This window comes from Pseudomonas sp. NY15364, from assembly GCF_048068235.1.
GTDB lineage: Bacteria > Pseudomonadota > Gammaproteobacteria > Pseudomonadales > Pseudomonadaceae > Aquipseudomonas > Aquipseudomonas mendocina_D.
The window spans coordinates 52,792-71,455 of sequence record NZ_JBLUPX010000003.1; the positions used below are offsets into that span (position 1 = coordinate 52,792).

Consider the following 18,664-nt stretch of genomic DNA (forward strand, 5'->3'; position numbering starts at 1 on the left):
CAGCTTCACAGCTATAGTGCGGTCATCGCCATTCACGACGGATTCGCCAATGGCCGTACCCAGCAACATCCTCTTTCGCGCCTACCAGCGCATCATTCACAGCCTGGCGTTCTACCCGACGTTGATCGCCACCGGTTTCTTCGTGCTGTGCCTGTTGACCATGGCTGCCGAATACCAGACATGGATGATGGCATTCAAGAAGCGCTTCGATCTCGGCCTGGTCAGCAATGCAGACAACGCCAGGCTGATCCTCGGCACGCTGGTGGCAGGTATTCTGTCGCTGATGGTGTTCAGTTTCTCGATGGTCATGGTGGTGCTCAACAACGCCGCAGCATCGCTGTCACCGCGGGTGATTCCCGGCCTGGTCAGCAGCAAGGGGCACCAGAAAACCCTGGGCTTCTACCTCGGCACCATTCTCTATGCCCTGCTGCTGATCACCACCATCGAGCAGGGCAACGGTGAGCGGATACCCAGCTTCGGCGTGCTCATAACCCTGGCTATGGGCATCGTCTGCCTAGGCCTGTTCGTACACTTCATCCGCTCGATTTCACAGTCGATTCAGGTCGAGCACATCCTCGGTAACCTCTACAGCACCAGCCTGGAAAAGCTCGATGCCTGCGGTGGCAGTCCAGCTTCGCGCGACGCCGCGCCCCAATGGCCGGATGACAGTAAGTGGATCACTGTGCACGCGCAGCGCAACGGCTACTTCAAGGAACTCAACGTCAAGGAGGTCAACACGCTGCTGCGACGTCATCAGGTACGGATGACGGTACTCGCTCACCGCGGTTTCTTCGTCAGCGAAGGGCACCCGCTGTTTCGTCTGGAACGACCGTTGGATGAAGCCGTATGCCAGCAACTGCTCGACTGCTTCGATTTCTTCATCGAAGAGTACGCCAGCAGCCATTACTTCTTCGGCTGTCGGCAGATGTCGGAGATCGCCGTGAAGGCGCTGAGCCCCGGCATCAACGATCCAGGCACGGCCATCAAGACCGTGGACCTGCTCAGTGTATTGTTGAGCAGGCGCCTGGCGCTGTCCGAACGAGATTTCGCCAGCCTTCCCGACGAACCACCGAGGCTGTGCTATCAGGAGATTTCGCTGGACCAGCTACTGCTGCAACTTCTGGGTCCGATACGCACCTATGGCGCGGCCGATGTCGGTGTACTGGTCAGCCTGTTGCAGGCCTTCAAGAACCTGCTGCATCGCCCCGCCAGCAGCCAGCAACGCGCCGACCTTCTGCGCCATGCACGCAGCGTACGCGACACCGCCGAGCGCCATTTGAACGATCGACGTGATCGCGAGGAAATCAACGATTTCATCGCGCGCATCAATCGTACGTTGCACGATTCGGATCAGCCACTGATGCCCCTGCACATCGCGGGCGAGGCACCATGACGGTGCAAAGTTTGCCGTCAAAAAATTGCACCACCGTTCGTCATTAAAAATAACTCTTTAGAATCAAATAGATAAAGGACAATCCGGGAAGTCATGGCGTGCTTCATGCTTGCTATCAGGGGCACAGTTCCCTAGGGTAGTTTGCATGTGGTCCCTGATTGCCCCCATCAGTTCATTGCTGAGCGGGGTCGCGTTACTCCTGCTTGGCAATGGTCTGCTCAACACCCTCCTGACCCTGCGTGGCGTCGCCGAAGGCTACTCCACCACGATGCTCGGACTGATCATGTCCGGGTACTTCGTCGGGTTCCTTCTCGGCACCTGGCTGGCGACGCCGCTGGTCAGGCGCATCGGGCACATTCGCGCGTTCGCCTGTTGCGCAGCCCTGGCTGCCATCGCCGCCCTGCTCCATTTGCTGCTGATCGATCCGTGGGTCTGGCTGCTGCTACGCGTACTCTATGGCCTCGGACTGGTGACGCTGTACATGGTCATCGAGAGCTGGCTCAACGCCCAGGCGCCCAACGAGAAACGCGGCCAGGTATTCGCGGTATACATGGCAGTCAACCTCGGCGCCCTGGCCCTGGCCCAGCAGTTGCTACACCTGGCCGACCCGGTGCAGTTCACCCTGTTCGCCATCGCCGCGATCCTGATCAGTGCCGCGCTGATGCCCATCACGCTCACCCGCCAGGCACAACCGACGCTGCCCGAGTCGCCGCCGACCAACCTGCGCCAACTGTGGGAGATCGCACCGCTGGCGATCATCGCCGCAGGCCTGTCCGGCTTGGCGATGGGCGGCTTCTGGGGCATGGCACCGGTCTATGCGAGCCTGGCCGGCTTCGATACATCCGGCGTCGGCCTGCTGATGACCGCCACCATTCTCGGCGGCGCCCTGCTGCAATGGCCCATAGGTATCTATTCGGATCGCCACGACCGGCGCCAGGTGCTGCTGCGGGTGGTGATCCTGGCGGTCGTGCTGGCACTGATCATGAGCCTGCTGCCGGCAGGGCCGCTGCTGCTCGGCGCGATCTTCATCTGGGGCGGCCTGGCCTTCGCCATCTACCCCATCGCCGTCGCGCAGTTGATCGACCAGTTGCACAGCGACGAGATTCTCTCCGGCTCCGCCAGCCTGCTGATGGTCAACGGCATCGGCTCGGTGTGCGGCCCACTGCTGGCCGGCGTGTTGATGGAACAACTGGGCGCCAACGCACTGCCGCTGTACTTCGCCAGCACACTCGGCCTGCTGGCTGCCTACACCGTTTATCGGCTGCGCCATGTCAGCGACTTGGTCAGCGGCGACGCCGCACACTTCGTGCCGATGCTGCGGACCAGTCCCACGGTGCTGGAGCTGATGCCCGATGCACCGCCCCATGATTCGACGGAGGAGACGACAACTCAGTCCTGAAGTCATAGAACCTGTTCAAAGACTCGCGAGCTAGAGCCAGGCAATACCGATGGCGGCCCCGCGAAGTCGAGCGAAGAAGCGATCGGAGTCGCGTTCGACTTTACGAGCTGTAATGAGCATTCTGAGCTCGGCTTCAACGCGGCATGGCCGACGCGCAGCAGTCTTGGGACAGGTTCTTAAAGGCTGTTTCGGCAAGGCCTTGAGCCTACCCCAAGCAGCCAGAAACCCGGCCCGTCGGCCGCTCACCCCCTGAGCGCACCGCACTGGCCACTTCTGGAGAAACAACGATGCTATTAGCTACTGACCTGGATGGAACCTTTCTCGCTGGCGACCCCGAAGATCGCCTGAGCCTCTATCAGACCATCGCCGCCCACCCCGAGATCAAGCTTGCCTACGTCACCGGGCGCAGCCTGGAGGCGGTGCTGCCACTGCTGGCCGACCCGACGCTGCCGCAGCCGGACTACATCATCGCCGACGTCGGCGCGACCTTGGTGCATGGTGACAGCCTGCAACCGATCCAACCGCTGCAGAGCGTGGTCGATGCCCGCTGGCCCGGCGAAAGCCAGGTGGCCAGCGCCATCGAACTGTTCGGCCTGGAGCGCCAGGACGTACCACAGGCGCGCCGCTGCTCCTACTTCTGCACGCCTGAGCAGGCAGCCAACCCGGCGCTACGCGAGATCGCCGATGAACTGGGCTGCGACCTGCTCTACTCCGCCGAGCTGTACCTGGACTTTCTGCCCAAAGGGGTGAACAAAGGCAGCAGCCTGCAGGCCCTGGCCGACTGGCTGGAGCTGAGCCACGACCAGGTGCTGGCCGCTGGCGACACGCTCAATGACCTGTCCATGCTCAGCTCCAGCTTCCATGGCGTGTGCGTCGGTGAATCGGAAACCGCATTGCTGGAAGCCACCAACCACCATTCACGCACCCTGCACGCCGAGCGTCCGGGCTGCGGCGGCATCCTCGAAGCCTTTGCCCACTTCGGTTTCCTCGGCGAACACGGTATCGCCGCCGAACGCCGCCAGGCCGCGCAACCTGGCAAGGCCGAGCTGGTGATGGTCTATCACCGCCTGCCCTATGAGGAATACCGCAACGCCGCCGGCAAGCTGCAGCGTCGCCGCCCCACTTCGCCCAACGGCATCATCCCCACCCTGCTCAGCTTCTTCGGCGACGGCCGCCCTGGTTCCTGGGTCGCCTGGGCCGTGCATGAGGATGGCGACGAACCGTTCGACAGCCACACCACCGTGGACGCCGAGCGCTATCCCAAGCTCACCGCCGCGCGGGTCAAGCTGAGCAAGGAAGAAGTCGACATCTTCTACAAGCGCTTCTCCAAGGAAGCCTTCTGGCCGACTCTGCACACCTTCTGGGAACGCGCCACCTTCAACGAGGACGACTGGCAAGTATTCCTCAAGGTCAACCGTGCCTTCGCCGAACGCACCGCGCTGGAGGCAGCCGAAGGCGCAATCGTCTGGCTGCACGACTACAACCTGTGGATGGTGCCGGCCTACCTGCGCGAGCTGCGCCCGGACCTGCGCATCGCCTTCTTCCACCACACCTACTTCCCCTCGGCCGACGTGTTCAACGTGTTGCCGTGGCGCCGGCAGATCGTCGGCAGCCTGTTGCAGTGCGACTACATCGGCTTCCACATTCCACGCCAGGTGGAGAACTTCGTCGACGTCGCTCGTGGCGTGTTCCCGCTGAAAACCCTGGAGCGGCAGAACTGCGCGCCGCGCTTCATCACTTACGGCTGCGCCGTGGGCCTGGAGCGCATGACCACCGAACTGGACACCGGCACCCGTCAGGTCAAGCTCGGCGCACACCCGGTCGGGCTGGACATAGACCGCGTGCGAGGCGCCCTGGAGGCGCCGAAGATCAAGGAACTGATGGGTCAACTGCGTGAGGAAATGAAAGGCGTGAAGCTGATCCTCTCGGTAGAGCGCCTCGACTACACCAAAGGCATTCTGGAAAAGCTCAACGCTTACGAGCGCCTGCTGGCCGATAACCCCGAGCTGATCGGCAAGGTCACCCTGGTCACCGTGTGCGTACCGGCGGCCAAGGAGATGACCGTCTACAACGAGCTGCAAAGCCAGATCGAGCAGGCGGTCGGCCGTATCAACGGCCGCTTCGCACGCATTGGCTGGACGCCGCTGCAGTTTTTCTTCCGCAGCCTGCCCTTCGAGGAAGTCAGCGCCTGGTACGCCATGGCCGACGTCATGTGGATCACCCCGCTACGTGACGGCCTCAACCTGGTGGCCAAGGAGTTCGTCGCAGCGCAAGGCCTGCTCGGCGGACGTGGCGTGCTGGTGCTATCGGAGTTCGCGGGTGCCGCAGCCGAGCTCAAGGGCGCGCTGCTGACCAACCCGCATGATCCGGCCGACCTGGCGCAGACCTGCTACCTGGCGCTGAACCTGCCGAAAAGCGAGGCCCAGGCGCGCCTGCGCGAGCTGTTCGATATCGTCTGCTACAACGACATTCGCCGCTGGGGCGAGGAGTTCCTGGCGGGCGTGCAAGTACAGGAAGAGCCTGAGCCGCTGACGCTGGTGAGCTAGATAGCTCATCGCGGCTGAAGCCGCTCCTACGGACCAATCAGGCCGTAGGAGCGGCTGGGCGGCACTCCGTTTCAGCCGCGAAGGCGCAGTCTCGTTTCCCCGGATTTCATCCGGGCTACGTTTGCCGAGAACCTCGCCGTCAACCGTGCTGGCTATCGACCATGCAGTTGATCATCCACGACACACCGAAGCGGTCGGTGAGCATGGCGAAGCGCGTCGCCCAGAAGGTGGCCTACAGCTCCATCTGCACCGACCCACCTTCCGACAGCGCCTCATACAGACGCTCGGCCTCCGGCACGTTGTCCACCTGCAGGGAAATCGAGCAACCCTTGATGCCCCCGTGGGGCGGCCCGCATTCGGGAGCGGTGTCGGACGCCATCAGCACCAGGCGCTCCACCCGCTGGGGGTGGCGCACGGTCAGGGTCGTGAGGATCTGGCAACCGTAGGAATTGCCGATGAAGGCGGCCTTGTCGATGGCACAGGCGCTGAGCCACAGGTCGAGCAGCTCGACGCTCAGCACACGCCATGGCGTGCCCGTCGCACTCTCGCCGTAGCCCGGCAGGTCCGGCGCCAGCACGCGGTAGCCATATCGGCCAGCGCCCTGGCCAGCGGCTCCATGTAACGACTGGAGATGACCAGCCCGTGCACCAGCACCACCACCGGTGCATCGGCAGCGCCGACACTGCGGGTGAACAGCCGCCAGGGGCCGGCCTGAACATGATGACCGTCGATGCCCAGGGCGCGACTGGTGTCGCTCAGCGCCGGCGCGCTCGCCAGTTGCCGATAGCGACGCGTGGCTTCGAAGGTGCCGAGCGCGACGGCGATACCGACCAGGGCGCAGATCCAGGTGCGTGATGGCAGATGAGGCATAAGGACTCCGATGACGACGAACCTGTCTCTTTCGAGGTCCGGCGTATCGTCGAAGTGCCACCTATTTTGGGCTCGGCAGCGTAGAGGCAGCCGCCAGCGCCGGCTCGGTACGCCACACGCCGTGATCAGCCGTAGATCGCCGGCTCGCGGTAATGCCGCGGGCAGGCCTGGCCGTCGGCGCGGAACAGGTGGCATTTGTTGGCCATCAGCCCGGCGGCGAAGGTCTCGCCCACCGCCACGCGGCGGTCGCCATCCGCGCGCAGGGTGATGATGTCCTCCACCCCTTCCAGGCTCAGGTAGATCAGGTTGTGGTCGCCCAGGCGCTCGGCCACGCTGATCTGCCCGTAGAAGGCGAAGTCGGCCTGCTCGGCGGCGACGAAGTGCTCCGGGCGCACGCCCAGGGTCAACTCCTCGCCGGGCTCGACGCCGGTGCCGTCGACCAGCACTTGCATGCGGTAGCCGCCGGGCATCTCGATCTCCACCGCCTCGCTGCTGGCGCTGAGCGCGCGCACCTGGAGGAAGTTCATCTGCGGCGAGCCGAGGAAGCCGGCGACGAAGCGGTTGCGCGGGTAGTGGTAGAGCTCCAGCGGCGCACCGACCTGGGCGATGCGCCCGGCCTCGAGCACGACGATCTTGTCGGCCATGGTCATGGCTTCGACCTGGTCGTGGGTGACGTAGATCATGGTGGACTTCAGGCGCTGGTGCAGGCGCGAGATCTCGATGCGCATCTGCACGCGCAGGAAGGCATCGAGGTTCGACAGCGGCTCGTCGAACAGGAACACCTTGGGCTCGCGCACCAGGGTACGGCCGATGGCCACACGCTGACGCTGGCCGCCGGAAAGGTCCTTGGGCTTGCGTTCGAGCAGCGCATCGAGTTGCAGGATGCGCGAAACCTCCTCCACCTTGCTGCGGACATGCGCCTTGCCGATCTTCGCCAGCTTGAGGCCGAAGGCCATGTTCTCCGCCACCGTCATGTGCGGGTAGAGGGCGTAGGACTGGAACACCATGCCCACCGAGCGATCCTTGGGCGGCAGGTCGTTGACCCGCTGACCGTCGATCAGCAGCTCGCCGGAGCTGATCTCCTCCAGCCCGGCGATCAGCCGCAACAGGGTGGACTTGCCGCAGCCGGACGGGCCGACGAAAACCACGAATTCGCCGTCCTCGATGTCCAGGTCGATGTTGCGGGTGATGGCGGTGCCGTCGTAGTGCTTGCAGATGTTGCGCAGGGTAACGCTGGCCATGGGATACCTCTCGAACGGGGCCGGGAACCTATGGATTGGGCCCGGCCGGAAAGCTTAAGAACCTGCAGGAGCCGGACAGGCTCCTGCAAACGCAAGGGGCCTAATGTCGCGACAACCATGAGATGTCGATCGCTGTAGGGTGGGTTAGCGGCGCCAACCGCCGAACGCTCGGACACTCCCAGGGTGGCGCGCCGCGTAACCCACCAAGCGATTGACCGCGTTGCGCCAATGGTGGGTTACGCCGCGTCACTTATGCGCTGATGCCGGTTAATGGCGGTATGCGGCTAACCCACCCTACGGGGGATCGCAGTAGCTGGGTAAGACCGCGATCAACCAACACTTCATGCATGTCGCGGCACTAGCCCAGCAGCCGGGCGAAGCCGAACCCATGGGCCGGCAAGTGTACCCAACTGCCGAGGAACTCGGCCGTGCTGGACGGCACGCCCTCCAGCGGCTCGACCATCAGCGGCAGGTCGTAGCGGCGCTCGCGGTCGCCCAGATTGAACAGGCACAGCCAGGCCTGCTCGCCCAGACGCCGTTCGAACACCAGCAGGTCGTCGTCGTGGTAGCGCACCTGGATATCGCCGTCGATCAGCAGCGGCTGCTCCTGGCGCCAGGCGAGGAAGCGCCGGTAGCTGTTGAGCATCGAGGCCGCGTCGGCCTCCTGCACGTCCACCGCCAGGGCGCGGTGGCGTTCGTCCAGCGGCAGCCAGGGCCGCTCACGGGAGAAGCCGGCGTGGGCGCCGTCGCGGCTCCAGGGCATCGGCGTGCGGCAACCGTCGCGGCCCTTGAACTCGGGCCAGAAGCGGATGCCGTAGGGGTCGACCAGATCCTCGTAAGCCAGCTCGGCCTCCGGCAGGCCCAGCTCCTCGCCCTGGTACAGGCACACGCTGCCGCGCAGCGACAGCAGCAGCGCCATCAGCAGGCGACCGCGCGCCGGGCTCTCTTCGCCGGCCAGGGCCCAGCGGCTCATCACCCGCACCACATCGTGGTTGCCCACTGACCAGCAGGGCCAGCCGTCGCTGAGTTCGCGCTCGATGCTCTCGATGGTGTGGCGGATGAACGCCGGGCTGCACTGGGCGGTGAGCAGGTCGAAGGAATAGGCCATGTGCAGGGTATCGCCGCCGCTAGTGTAGGCGGCCATGGTGCGCAGCGAGTCGTCGCAGCCGATCTCCGCCACCGTGGCGGTGCCGGGGTAGCGCTCCAGCAGCGCGCGCAGGCGGCGCAGGAAGTCGAGGTTCTGAGGCTGGGTCTTGTCGTACAGGTGGCGCTGGTAGGCGTAGGGGTTGTCGGCGCGCACGCCGATGCCGCCCTCGCGGATGTCCGGGTTTGGCGGGTTGCTGCGCAGCGCCTGGTCGTGGAAGTAGAAATTGGCGGCGTCGAGGCGGAAGCCGTCGACGCCCAGCTCCAGCCAGAACTCCATGTCGCCGAGCAACTGCTGCTGCACCGCCTCGCAGTGGAAGTTGAGGTCCGGCTGGCTGGCCAGGAAGTTGTGCAGGTAGTACTGCTTGCGCCGGCCCTCCCAGGTCCAGGCCGAACCGCCGAACACCGACAGCCAGTTGTTCGGCGGCGTGCCGTCCGGGTTGGGGTCGGCCCAGACGAACCAGTCGGCCTTGTCGTTGCTGCGGCTCGAACGGCTCTCGGCGAACCAGGGATGCTGGTCGGAGCAGTGGTTGAGCACCTGATCGATGATGATGCGCAGGCCGCGCTCGTGGGCGGCCGCGACCAGCGTGCGGAAATCGTCGAGGGTGCCGAAGATCGGGTCGACGCCGCGGTAGTCGGAAACGTCGTAGCCGAAATCCTTCATCGGCGAGGTGAAGAACGGCGACAGCCAGATGGCGTCGACGTTGAGGCTGGCGATGTAGTCGAGCTTGGCGATTACGCCGGGCAGGTCGCCGACGCCGTCGTCGTTGCTGTCGAGAAAACTGCGTGGGTAGACCTGGTAGATGACGCCGCCGCGCCACCAGTCCTTGCGAATAACAGCCATACAGCAAGCCTTTTGTTGTTCGTGATGACAGCTCCACTCTAGGCAAGAGGGCAAGGCGTCACATCCTCCCCGCCGGGGTTTTCGACGGCGTAGCTGGTGGCGGGCAAGGGGGAGGAGTTTTGGGGGTGGAGATCGTGCGGGCGAAGCCGGGCCGCAGGGTGCGCTGTGCGCACCAACCCGCGCCTATCGAGGCATCAACATATTCGTCAGACACCCGACCCCGCAGCGGTGCGCACGGCGCACCCTACGGTTGGGTATCCCCCTACTCCCCCTGGATCTTGCTCAACAGGCTGCGCGCCAGCTGCACCGCTTCGCTGCGCTGGGTGATGGCGAGCTTCTGGTAGATGCTGCGGATATGCGTCTTGATGGTGGTCGGGGCGACGTTGAGGTGTTCGGAGATCTGCTCGTTGGACAGCCCGGCGTGAATCAGGCTGAGCACCTGCCATTCGCGCCGGGTCAACGGCGAATGGCGGATCAGCTCGGGCACGTCGGGGCGGTTGATGATGTCCTGAATCACCGCCTCGTCCAGGGTGATGCGGATCGCCCGGCTGAAGTCGCGCTGCTGCTGGGCCAGCTGGATCAGGCGCTCGGCGCGCTGGTGTTCCAGCTCGTCGAGGCGACGCTCGTGCTGCAGTGCCTTGAGCATGGCGATCAGCGGCTTGCCCAGGCGCAGGAAGCTGCCGATGGCGCCGGTACCGCTGGCCAGGGTCAGCGCCTGGTGCAGATGGTCGAGGCTGCTCTGGCGTTCCTCGCGCTGCCAGTAGGCCAGCGCCTGGAGGATATGGTTGCGGTTCTGGTCCATCACCAGCTGGTGGCGCTCGGCATCGAGCTGTAGCTGACGCAGGATCGGCAGCGCGCGGTCGCCCTGGTTCAGCGCCAGGTAGGCGCGCACATGGTTGCGCGCATTGCCCTGGGCGAAGTGGTTGGCCCCCGGCTTGAGCGGCGGCGCGGTGGCAAGCCACTGGCGGATGCTGTCCTTGTCCTGGGTCGAGTCCCAGTAGGTGAGCATCACCGCGTGGGCGTTGGCCTGCCAGTCGATGTGGTAGTCGTGGCCGGCCAGCAGCGTCTTGAGCCGGCCGATGTAGTCGGCACACTGGTTCTGCTGGCCGCGCGCATGGGCAACGCGGGCGAGCAGCACGTAGCACTGCAGGAACCAGTGGTCGCCCACCGTATCGAGTATCTCCAGCCCCTGCAGGGCGCACTGCTCGGCGGCATCGAGGTGGTGCCACTCCAGCAGCACCTGGCCGCGCGCGCGGTTGATGAATTCCATGATCGGGGTGACCGGCAGCTTTTCCTGCTCGATGTACTGCAGCGCCCGCTCCTGCAGGTTGTAGGCCTTTTGCAGGTGGCCCTGGGCGACGGCGATCTCCGACAGCTGGCCGAGGCTCCACAGCACCGGGTGCGAGGCGTTGATCTGCTGCGCGCGGCGCACGTTTTCCTCGTGCTGATGCTGGGCCTTGGCCAGATCGCCCTGGACGAAGTGCGACTCGGCCAGCACCGACAGCGCCGCGACGCGGGAGGTGCGCATGGTCAGCGGCTCGAGCGCCAGTGCCTGGCGGGCGAAGGCCATGGCACGCTGCTGGTCGCCCTGGTTGATCGCCACCTGGGCGCGCACCGCATGGTATTCGGCCTCGATGCGCTGCCACTGCTCGGCACTGAACTGCTCGCGCTGCACCGCCTCGCCGGCCTGCAGCCAGCGTTCGACCTGATCGCTCTGGTACTGGTTCTGCGAGGCCCAGGCCTGCAGCAGGGTGAACAGCGGCGACTCGGCCACGCGGCTCTCCGGCAGCACGGCCAGGCAGCGCTGCAGCAGCTCCAGCCGCCCCTGGCGATAGAAGTGACGGCCGTGGGTCTCGAGAATCTGCGCCACTCGCTGCGGATCATGCGCCAGCAGCGCATGGCGGGCGGCCTCCTCGGCCATCTTCTCCTCGAGCAGCGCCTCGGCGGCGCGCAGGTGCAGTTCGCCCATGCGCTGCGGATGATGGGTGGACAGCTCGTTGCGCAGGAAGCTGGCGAACAGCGGGTGGTAGGCGAACCACTGACGCAACGGGTCCACCGCCTGGATAAACAGGCCGCTGCGTTCGAGGTTTTCCAGCATCTCGCGGCCGTTGCAGCTGTCGGTCAGGCGGTCGGCCAGCGGCGCGCTGAAGCGCTCGAGCAGGCATGTGGACTGCAGAAAATCCTGGGTGGCGCCGTCCAGGCCGTAGAGCACCTGCTCACGGAAATAGTCGCGCACGTAGGGATGGCCGAGTTGCAGCGCCTCGAGAAACAGGTCCATGCCGCGCCCGGTCTGCACCTCCTGCAGGGTCAGCTGCAGCGCGCAGGGCCAGCCGCCGATGCGCCGGTTGAGGCGCTCGACCTGCTCGCGGTTGATGGCGATCGGCAAGCCCAGATCCAGTAGCGCCTGCACTTCGTCCAGCTCGAAGGCCAGGTGGCTGGCGTCCAGCGCCAGCAGCTGACGCTTGACCCGCAGCTCGGCCACGCCCAGGTCCGGCAGGCCGCGGCTGCACACCAACAGGGTCAGCCAGGGCGGCGTGTTGCGCAGGAAGAAGCGCAGCGCGGCGATCACCTCGCGGTTGCGCAGCGCCTCGAACTCGTCGAGCACCAGCAACAGCGGCGGGTGCTCGGCCGGCAGTTCGGCGAGCAGGCGGGTGAGCAGACCGTCGAGGCCGTCGTCGCCCTGCTCGGCGCGATTGACGCACTGCGGACAACCGCCCTCGAGCTGGCGATGCAGGGCATTGAGCAGGTAGCGGCCGAACTGCCGCGGGCTGTTGTCGTTGCCGTCGAGATTGAGCCAGGCCACGGCGCCGGCAAAGGCTGCGGCCCACTGGCTGGCCAGCACGGTCTTGCCGAAGCCGCTGGGCGCCTGCAGCACGGCCAGGCGCACCTGGGGCAGGCGCTGCAGCCACTCGTCGAAGCGCGGCCGTGGCAGCAGGCCGGGATGAATGGACGGCGCGGCCAGCTTGGCCGGTATCAAAGGCAGTGGCGGACGGGCCGCTGTGGTCATGATCCTCTCCCGTTATTTATCGTTGTCCGGGTTTTGGCGAATCTTACATCGGTATCGGGTGGCGGGTTTCAACGCCCTGCGGCTGATCACGCCTAACCCGTAGGGTGTCGCGGGGCCGCCTAGGCCGTGCGCACCAAATCGTGGCTACCCCTTAACGCCCCCCGCGGTCAGCCCACCGACTATCCACTTCTGGCAATAGAGGAATACCAGGGTGATCGGCAGACCGGAGAGCACGGCGGCGGCGGCGAAGTCGCCCCACAGGTAGTTCTGCTCGTACAGGTACTGCTGGGCGCCGACCGACAGGGTCAGCTTGTCCACGTCCAGCAGCAGCACCGAGGCCATGGGGTATTCGGTGATGCTGGTGATGAAGGCGAGGATGAACACCACGGCGAGGATCGGCACGCTCATCGGCAGCAGGATGTGCACGAAGGCCTGCCAGGTGGTGGCGCCGTCGACGATGGCGGCCTCCTCCAGCGAGGCGTCGATGCTTTCGAAGTAGCCCTTGATGGTCCAGATATGCAGGGCCATGCCGCCGAGCGAGGCGACGATCACCGCGCCGTGGCTGTTCACCCCGAGCCAGCCGGCGTGCTTGCCGAGCTGGTCGAACAGGGCGTAGATGGCCACCAGCGACAGCACCGGCGGGAACATCTGGAAGATCAGCATGCCCTTGAGGATCGGCCCCTTGCCGGCGAAGCGCATACGGGCGAAGGCATAGGCGCTGGTGGTCGACAGCAGCAGGATCAGCGCCGAGCTGATGAAGGCGATCTTCACCGAGTTCCACAGCCAGGTCAGCACCGGGAACGGCGGCTGGGTCACCGAGCCATCGGCATGCTGGTAGGGAATGCCAAGGGCCAGCGACCAGTGCTCCAGGGTCGGGTTGTCCGGCATCAGGCTGCCGGTGGCGAAGTTGCCTTCGCGGAAGCTGATCGACACCACCATCAGCAGCGGGAAGACGATCAGCGCGATGAAGCCGAGCAGACCTGCATGGGTCAGCCACAGGCGGTATTTCACGGATTTCGGTTGCACCATCGCCATGGCGGGTTCCTCAGACTTTGACTTTCGACAGTTTCAGGTTGAGCCAGGCCAGCGCGCCCACCACCAGGAAGATCAGCGTGGCGATGGCCGCCGCCAGGGCGAAGTTCTGCCCCGAGTCCTGGAAGGCAATGCGGTAGGTGTAGCTCACCAGCAGATCGGTGGTGCCGGCCGGGGTGGTGGCGCCGATGATGTCCGGGCCGCCGCGGGTCAGCAGGGTGATCAGCACGAAGTTGTTGAAGTTGAAGGCGAAGCTGGCGATCAAAAGCGGCGCCAGCGGCTTGATCAGAAGCGGCAGGGTGATCTTCAGCAGGTTGTCCAGGGGCGTGGCGCCATCCATCGCCGAGGCCTCGTAGAGGTCGCGCGGAATGGCCTGCAGCAGGCCCATGCACAGCAGCAGCATGTAGGGGTAACCCAGCCAGGTGTTGACCATCAGGATCATCGAGCGGGCCAGGGTCGGGTCGCTGAACCAGTCCGGGCGGATGCCGAACAGGCCGTTGAGCAACAGGTTGATCTCACCGAAGTTCTGGTTGAACAGGCCGCGGAACACCAGGATGGAGATAAAGGCCGGCACCGCGTAGGGCAGGATCAGCATCAGCCGGTAGAACGCCTTGCCGCGCACCAGATCCCACTGCAGCAGGCTGGCCAGGACCAGGCCGACGGCCAGGGTGAAGAGCACGGTGAGGCCGGCGAAGGCCACGGTCCAGACGAAGATCTCGAGGAAGGGCCCGCGGATGCTCGGGTCGGTCAGTACCCGGGTGAAGTTGCTGGTGCCGGCGAACACGGTGAAGCCCGGCGCCACCTTGTTGCCGTGGCTGTCGAGGTAGAAGCCGGTGGTATGGTCGGGCTCCAGGCGCTCGTTGCTACGCGTGTTGAGCAGGTCGCCGTTTTCCAGCAGGCGGTACAGCGGCTTGACCGCCGCCACCTCGCGCAGGCCGTACAGACGCAGCAGCTCGCCGTCGCTGCCGCGCAGCACCCACTGCTCCAGCTCGGCGCGGCGCTGGATCACCTCGCGCAGCGCCAGTGCCTCGCCCAGCTCGCCGGGTTCGCGTTCGGCCCTGAGCGCCAGCGGCTCGCCGGCCGCGTCGCCGGTCGCATCCCCAACGAGAGGCGGCGAGACGAACGCGCCGCGCTCGCCCTTGTCGACGCGCAAACGCAGCTCGCCGGCCTCATCGCGGTGCAGGCTGAAGGCGTAGCGCTCGCCGGCCAGGTAGGTCTGGCGCAGGTGATAGCGCTGCACCTACTCGAAGCTCAGCAGATTGCTGCCGCTGTAGTTGGTGAAGCCGATGCCCACGGTGTACAGCAGCGGAAAGATGACGAACACCAGCATGCCCGCCAACGCCGGGTAGATGTAGCGATGGGCGTAGGTGCGGCGGCTGATGAACACGTAGCTGGCGATGCCGGTGACCACCAGGCCGAGCAGGGCGAAGGCCAGTTGCTGCTGGGCATAGAGCGCCAGCACCAGGTACAGCGCCAGGACATTGAACAGGCCCCACAGGCTCCAGCGCAGGCCGGCACGTAGCGACGGCAGGGAAAACAGTTTCATGGGCGTACTGGCCACGGCGGCGGAAAGATTGACGACGGACATCAGGTTTATAGCCTCGGAGCGGAGCCGCCGCGACGCCAGGCGTCGACGGCGGCCGGATTTCACTTGGCGATGCGCTTGGCGGCGTCGTCCAGCGCGGCGTCCACGGTCTGCCGACCGGAGGTGATGTTGCTCAGCGCCGGCGCCATGGCCGACCAGAAGGCGCCCATCTCCGGCACGTTGGGCATCGGCTGGCCGAGCTGGGCGTTGTCGAAGGTGGCCTTGATCAACGGGTCACTGGCCAGCTCGGCCATATAGGCCTTGTTCGGCACGGCGCCGAGCGGCACGTCGGCGCTCACGGTCTTGAGCCCCTCGACCTGCAGCAGGTAGTTCTCGAGGAACTCCACGGCCAGCGCCTGGTTGGGGCTGGCGGCGTTCAGCGCGGCAGCCATCACCCCGCTGAAGGGTCGGCTGGGGGCATCGCCCACGGCGGGGATCGGCGCCACGCCGAAATCGATGCCGCTCTTCTTGGCGTTGGCCCAGGCCCAGGGGCCGCTGATGAACATGGCCGACTCGCCCTTGTTGAAGGCTGCCTCGGCGACGCTGTAGTCGGCGCCCTTGGGCATCACCCCGGCGTCGATCAGCGCCTTGAGGGTCTGCGCGCCCTGCTTGGCGCCGGCGTTGTTGACCCCGGTGCGACTGGTGTCGTAGCCGCCCTCGGCGGCGGCGAAGGCATAGCCGCCGTTGGCGGCCAGCAGCGGCCAGGTGAAGTAGGTGTTGTTGTAGTCCCAGAGGATGGCGCGCTTGCCGGACTTGGCCAGCTCGGCGTTGAGCGCCAGCACCTCGTCGAAGCTGGCCGGCGGGGTCGGCACCAGCGCCTTGTTGTAGAGCAGGCCGATGGCCTCGACCGCCATCGGGTAGCCCCACAGCTTGCCGCCGTAGGTCACCGCCTCCCAGGCGAAGTCCTCGATCTCGCCCTGGACCTTGGCGCTGGGGGTGATCGGCGAGATCAGCCCGCTCTGCGCCCATTCGCCAAGGCGGTCGTGGGCCCAGATGAAGATGTCCGGGCCGTTGCCAGTGGCGGCGGCCTGCTGGAACTTGTCGGTGGCACTGTCCGGATGGGCCACCTCGACGGCGATGCCGGTGTCGGCGGTGAAGCGCTCGCCGACCTTGGCCAGACCCTTGTAACCCTTGTCGCCGTTGATCCAGATGACCAGCTTGCCCTCCTCGATGGCGGCCTGGGCCGGCAGGGAATGGCTCAGGGTGGCGGCGAGGCCGATGGCGACTGCGCTGAGCAGCGTCTTGTTCATGTCTTGTTGTCCTCGTGGCTTCTTGTTTTTGATCCACAACCGCGGCGAGCCGGTGAGCGCTCTGCCAGCCCGGTCATCCTCGACCGAAAGGGCAAGCGCCACATCCTCCCCAGTCGCGCTCTCGAGGGCGTAGAAGCGGGGGCGTAGTCTGCCAGCGCCTCCCTGAAAAAAGTATGCACCCCTGCCCCTTCTGCGCCTGTTGCAGGCGGCGTGGTGCGGGTGTACTGGAGGCTCGCCAGTTGCGGGAGAACCCCATGCGCCGCCCTTCGTTGCCTACTTCGCTCACCACCCTGGCCTGCGCCCTGCTCTGCCAGTTTGCCAGCGCCGAGCCGCAGCTGCAGGCCTGGCTGGATCAACGGCCAGTGCCGCTGCAATGGAATAACTCCGCGCCGCAGCGCTACAGCGTCGAGCTGGAACTGAGCGCCGGCCAGTTGCGTCTGCAGGCGCCCAATGCCAGCGGCAGCGCCCAGCCGCTGGCCTTGTACCAGCGTCAGGACTGGCACGCGGGCAGCTCACTCAGCCTGCAGATCGGCGAGCCCGGCCGCTATCGCCTGCTGTTTCAGGAAGACGCCCAGCCCCATCTGCGCCTGCTGCCGCTGCGCGAGCAGGCGCCGCGCAGCACCTGCCGCACCTGGCAGGGCGAGGCGCTGAGCGTCGCGGTCGGCCAGGTATTCGCCGATGGCGAGGTGCTGCGCGATGCCTACAGCGGCCAGTTGGCCACGGTGGAAAACGGCCGTATCGAGCTGACCCCGGCGGCGCATAGCGACGGCCTGCTCCTGCTCGAGCCAACCGAGCCGGCGCCAGCGCCCGCCCACGACTGGCGCAATGCCACGGTGTATTTCGCTATCACCGACCGCTTCGCCAATGGCGATACCGGCAACGACCGCAGCTACGGGCGCCAGCCCGACGGCGAGCAGGAGATCGGTACCTTCCATGGCGGCGACCTGCGCGGCCTGACCGGCAAGCTCGACTACCTGCAGCAGCTGGGGGTCAACGCACTGTGGATCACCGCGCCCTTCGAGCAGATCCATGGCTGGGTCGGCGGCGGTGACAAGGGCGACTTTCGCCATTACGCCTATCACGGTTACTACGCCCTGGACTTCACCCGCCTGGACGCCAACATGGGGACGGAAGACGAGCTGCGCGAGCTGATCGCCCAGGCTCACGCCCGCGGCATCCGCGTGCTGTTCGACGTGGTGCTCAACCACCCCGGCTATTCGACCCTGGCCGACATGCAGGCGCTCGGCTTCGGCGCGCTGCGCGGCGGCATGCAGCAGTACCTGCCGCCGCGCTGGAGCGACTGGCAGCCGGAGAGCTTCGAGAACCTGCACGCCTACCACAACCTGATCGACTACCAGCACGACGCCTGGCGCCAGTGGTGGGGCAAGGACTGGGTACGCGCCGACATCGCCGACTATGACAGCCCGCCCAGCGTGCTGGTCGACCCGCGCCAAGGCTCGCTGGCCTTCCTCCCCGACTTCAAGACCGAGAGTCAGCAGCCGGTGTCCCTGCCGCCCTTCCTGCTGCGCAAGGCCGACACCCGCGCCGTGCCACGCGAGGGCTACCGGGTGCGCGACTATCTGGTGGAATGGCTGAGCTTCTGGGTGCGCGAATTCGGCGTCGACGGCTTTCGTGCCGATACCGTCAAGCACGTCGAACTGGAGAGCTGGGCGGCGCTGCGCCAGGCAGCCGACAAGGCTCGCGCCGAGTGGTCGGCGGCCAACCCCGATGATCCCATGAGCGGCAGCCCGTTCTGGATGGTCGGCGAGGTGTTCGGCCACGGCCCGCAGGCCAGCGTTTACCAGGACCACGGCTTCGACGCGCTGATCAACTTCGACTTCCAGGGCGAGCTGGCCGCCAGGGGCAGCGAGTGCCTGCGCCAGATCGAGGACGGCTACCGCGACTACGCCGAGCTGCTGGCCAACGACGCGCGGCACAACTTCATGAGCTACGCCTCGTCCCACGACACCTCGCTGTTCTTCGCCGACCAGGGCCATCAACTGGCGCGCCAGCGCGGCCTGGCCGGAGCCCTGCTGCTGGCACCCGGCGCGGTGCAGATCTACTACGGCGACGAAAGCGCGCGCCCGCTCGGGCCCACGGGTTCGGACCCGCACCAGGGCACGCGCTCGTCGATGAACTGGGACGCCCAGCAGCAGGCGCCCATCGCCGAACTGCTGGCGCACTGGCGCCTGCTCGGCCAGTTCCGCGCGCGCCACCCGGCCATCGGCGCCGGCCGCCACCAGCAGCTGTCCACCCAGCCCTACGCCTTCGCTCGCACCCTGGGCAAAGACCGGGTGGTGATAGTGCAAGGGCGATAAGCGCATATGCCAACGCCAACCCGTAGGGTGTGCTGT

Annotated in this window: 10 protein-coding genes and 3 pseudogenes; 4 read left to right on the plus strand and 9 right to left on the minus strand. The window is 66.0% G+C overall.

The window, feature by feature from the left end; all coding sequences use genetic code 11:
* The first annotated feature begins 49 nt into the window (after window positions 1–49).
* From ACNFCJ_RS03795 to ggpS, 3 genes are all read left to right on the plus strand, one after another.
* Window positions 50–1,393 (plus strand): DUF2254 domain-containing protein, encoded by a 1,344-nt coding sequence (locus ACNFCJ_RS03795; RefSeq protein ID WP_209450205.1) that lies wholly within the window; start codon window positions 50–52, stop codon window positions 1,391–1,393.
* Between the two features lie 145 nt (window positions 1,394–1,538).
* Window positions 1,539–2,792 carry an MFS transporter gene (locus ACNFCJ_RS03800; RefSeq protein ID WP_209450206.1) on the plus strand — a complete coding sequence of 418 codons (1,254 nt, stop codon included), beginning with the start codon at window positions 1,539–1,541 and terminating at the stop codon, window positions 2,790–2,792.
* A gap of 287 nt (window positions 2,793–3,079) precedes the next feature.
* Entirely contained in the window at window positions 3,080–5,338 is a 2,259-nt protein-coding gene (gene ggpS, locus ACNFCJ_RS03805; protein WP_416769869.1) for a glucosylglycerol-phosphate synthase, read from the plus strand.
* Window positions 5,339–5,477: 139 nt separating this feature from the next.
* Here the strand turns inward: ggpS and ACNFCJ_RS03810 are convergent.
* From ACNFCJ_RS03810 to malE, 9 genes and pseudogenes are all read right to left on the minus strand, one after another.
* A pseudogene (locus ACNFCJ_RS03810) lies at window positions 5,478–5,723 on the minus strand (VOC family protein); the annotation flags it as partial.
* 27 nt (window positions 5,724–5,750) lie between these two features.
* Window positions 5,751–5,915: pseudogene (locus ACNFCJ_RS03815) on the minus strand (alpha/beta fold hydrolase); the annotation flags it as partial.
* Complete coding sequence (locus ACNFCJ_RS03820) at window positions 5,852–6,208, minus strand: hypothetical protein (protein ID WP_416769871.1); 357 nt, start codon at window positions 6,206–6,208, stop codon at window positions 5,852–5,854. The gene ACNFCJ_RS03820 and the pseudogene ACNFCJ_RS03815, both read right to left, overlap by 64 nt.
* Window positions 6,209–6,333: 125 nt before the next feature.
* Complete coding sequence (gene malK / locus ACNFCJ_RS03825) at window positions 6,334–7,449, minus strand: maltose/maltodextrin ABC transporter ATP-binding protein MalK (protein WP_416769873.1); 1,116 nt, start codon at window positions 7,447–7,449, stop codon at window positions 6,334–6,336.
* Window positions 7,450–7,807: 358 nt separating this feature from the next.
* On the minus strand, window positions 7,808–9,436 hold the full coding sequence (locus ACNFCJ_RS03830; RefSeq protein WP_416769875.1) for an alpha-glucosidase: 1,629 nt from the start codon (window positions 9,434–9,436) through the stop codon (window positions 7,808–7,810).
* A 262-nt stretch (window positions 9,437–9,698) separates the two neighbouring features.
* Window positions 9,699–12,443, minus strand: a complete 2,745-nt coding sequence (gene malT, locus ACNFCJ_RS03835; protein ID WP_416769876.1) for an HTH-type transcriptional regulator MalT — start codon at window positions 12,441–12,443, stop codon at window positions 9,699–9,701.
* 144 nt (window positions 12,444–12,587) lie between these two features.
* Window positions 12,588–13,478: a maltose ABC transporter permease MalG gene (gene malG / locus ACNFCJ_RS03840; protein ID WP_416769878.1), complete on the minus strand. Its 891-nt coding sequence runs from the start codon at window positions 13,476–13,478 to the stop codon at window positions 12,588–12,590.
* A gap of 10 nt (window positions 13,479–13,488) precedes the next feature.
* Window positions 13,489–15,021: pseudogene (malF, locus tag ACNFCJ_RS03845) on the minus strand (maltose ABC transporter permease MalF).
* A 101-nt stretch (window positions 15,022–15,122) separates the two neighbouring features.
* A complete protein-coding gene (gene malE / locus ACNFCJ_RS03850; protein WP_125881655.1) occupies window positions 15,123–16,310 on the minus strand; it encodes a maltose/maltodextrin ABC transporter substrate-binding protein MalE in 1,188 nt (395 codons plus the stop codon).
* Window positions 16,311–16,564: 254 nt separating this feature from the next.
* On the opposite strand from malE, the gene ACNFCJ_RS03855 reads away from it, so the two are divergent.
* A complete protein-coding gene (locus ACNFCJ_RS03855; protein WP_416769880.1) occupies window positions 16,565–18,628 on the plus strand; it encodes an alpha-amylase in 2,064 nt (687 codons plus the stop codon).
* Window positions 18,629–18,664 lie beyond the last annotated feature (36 nt).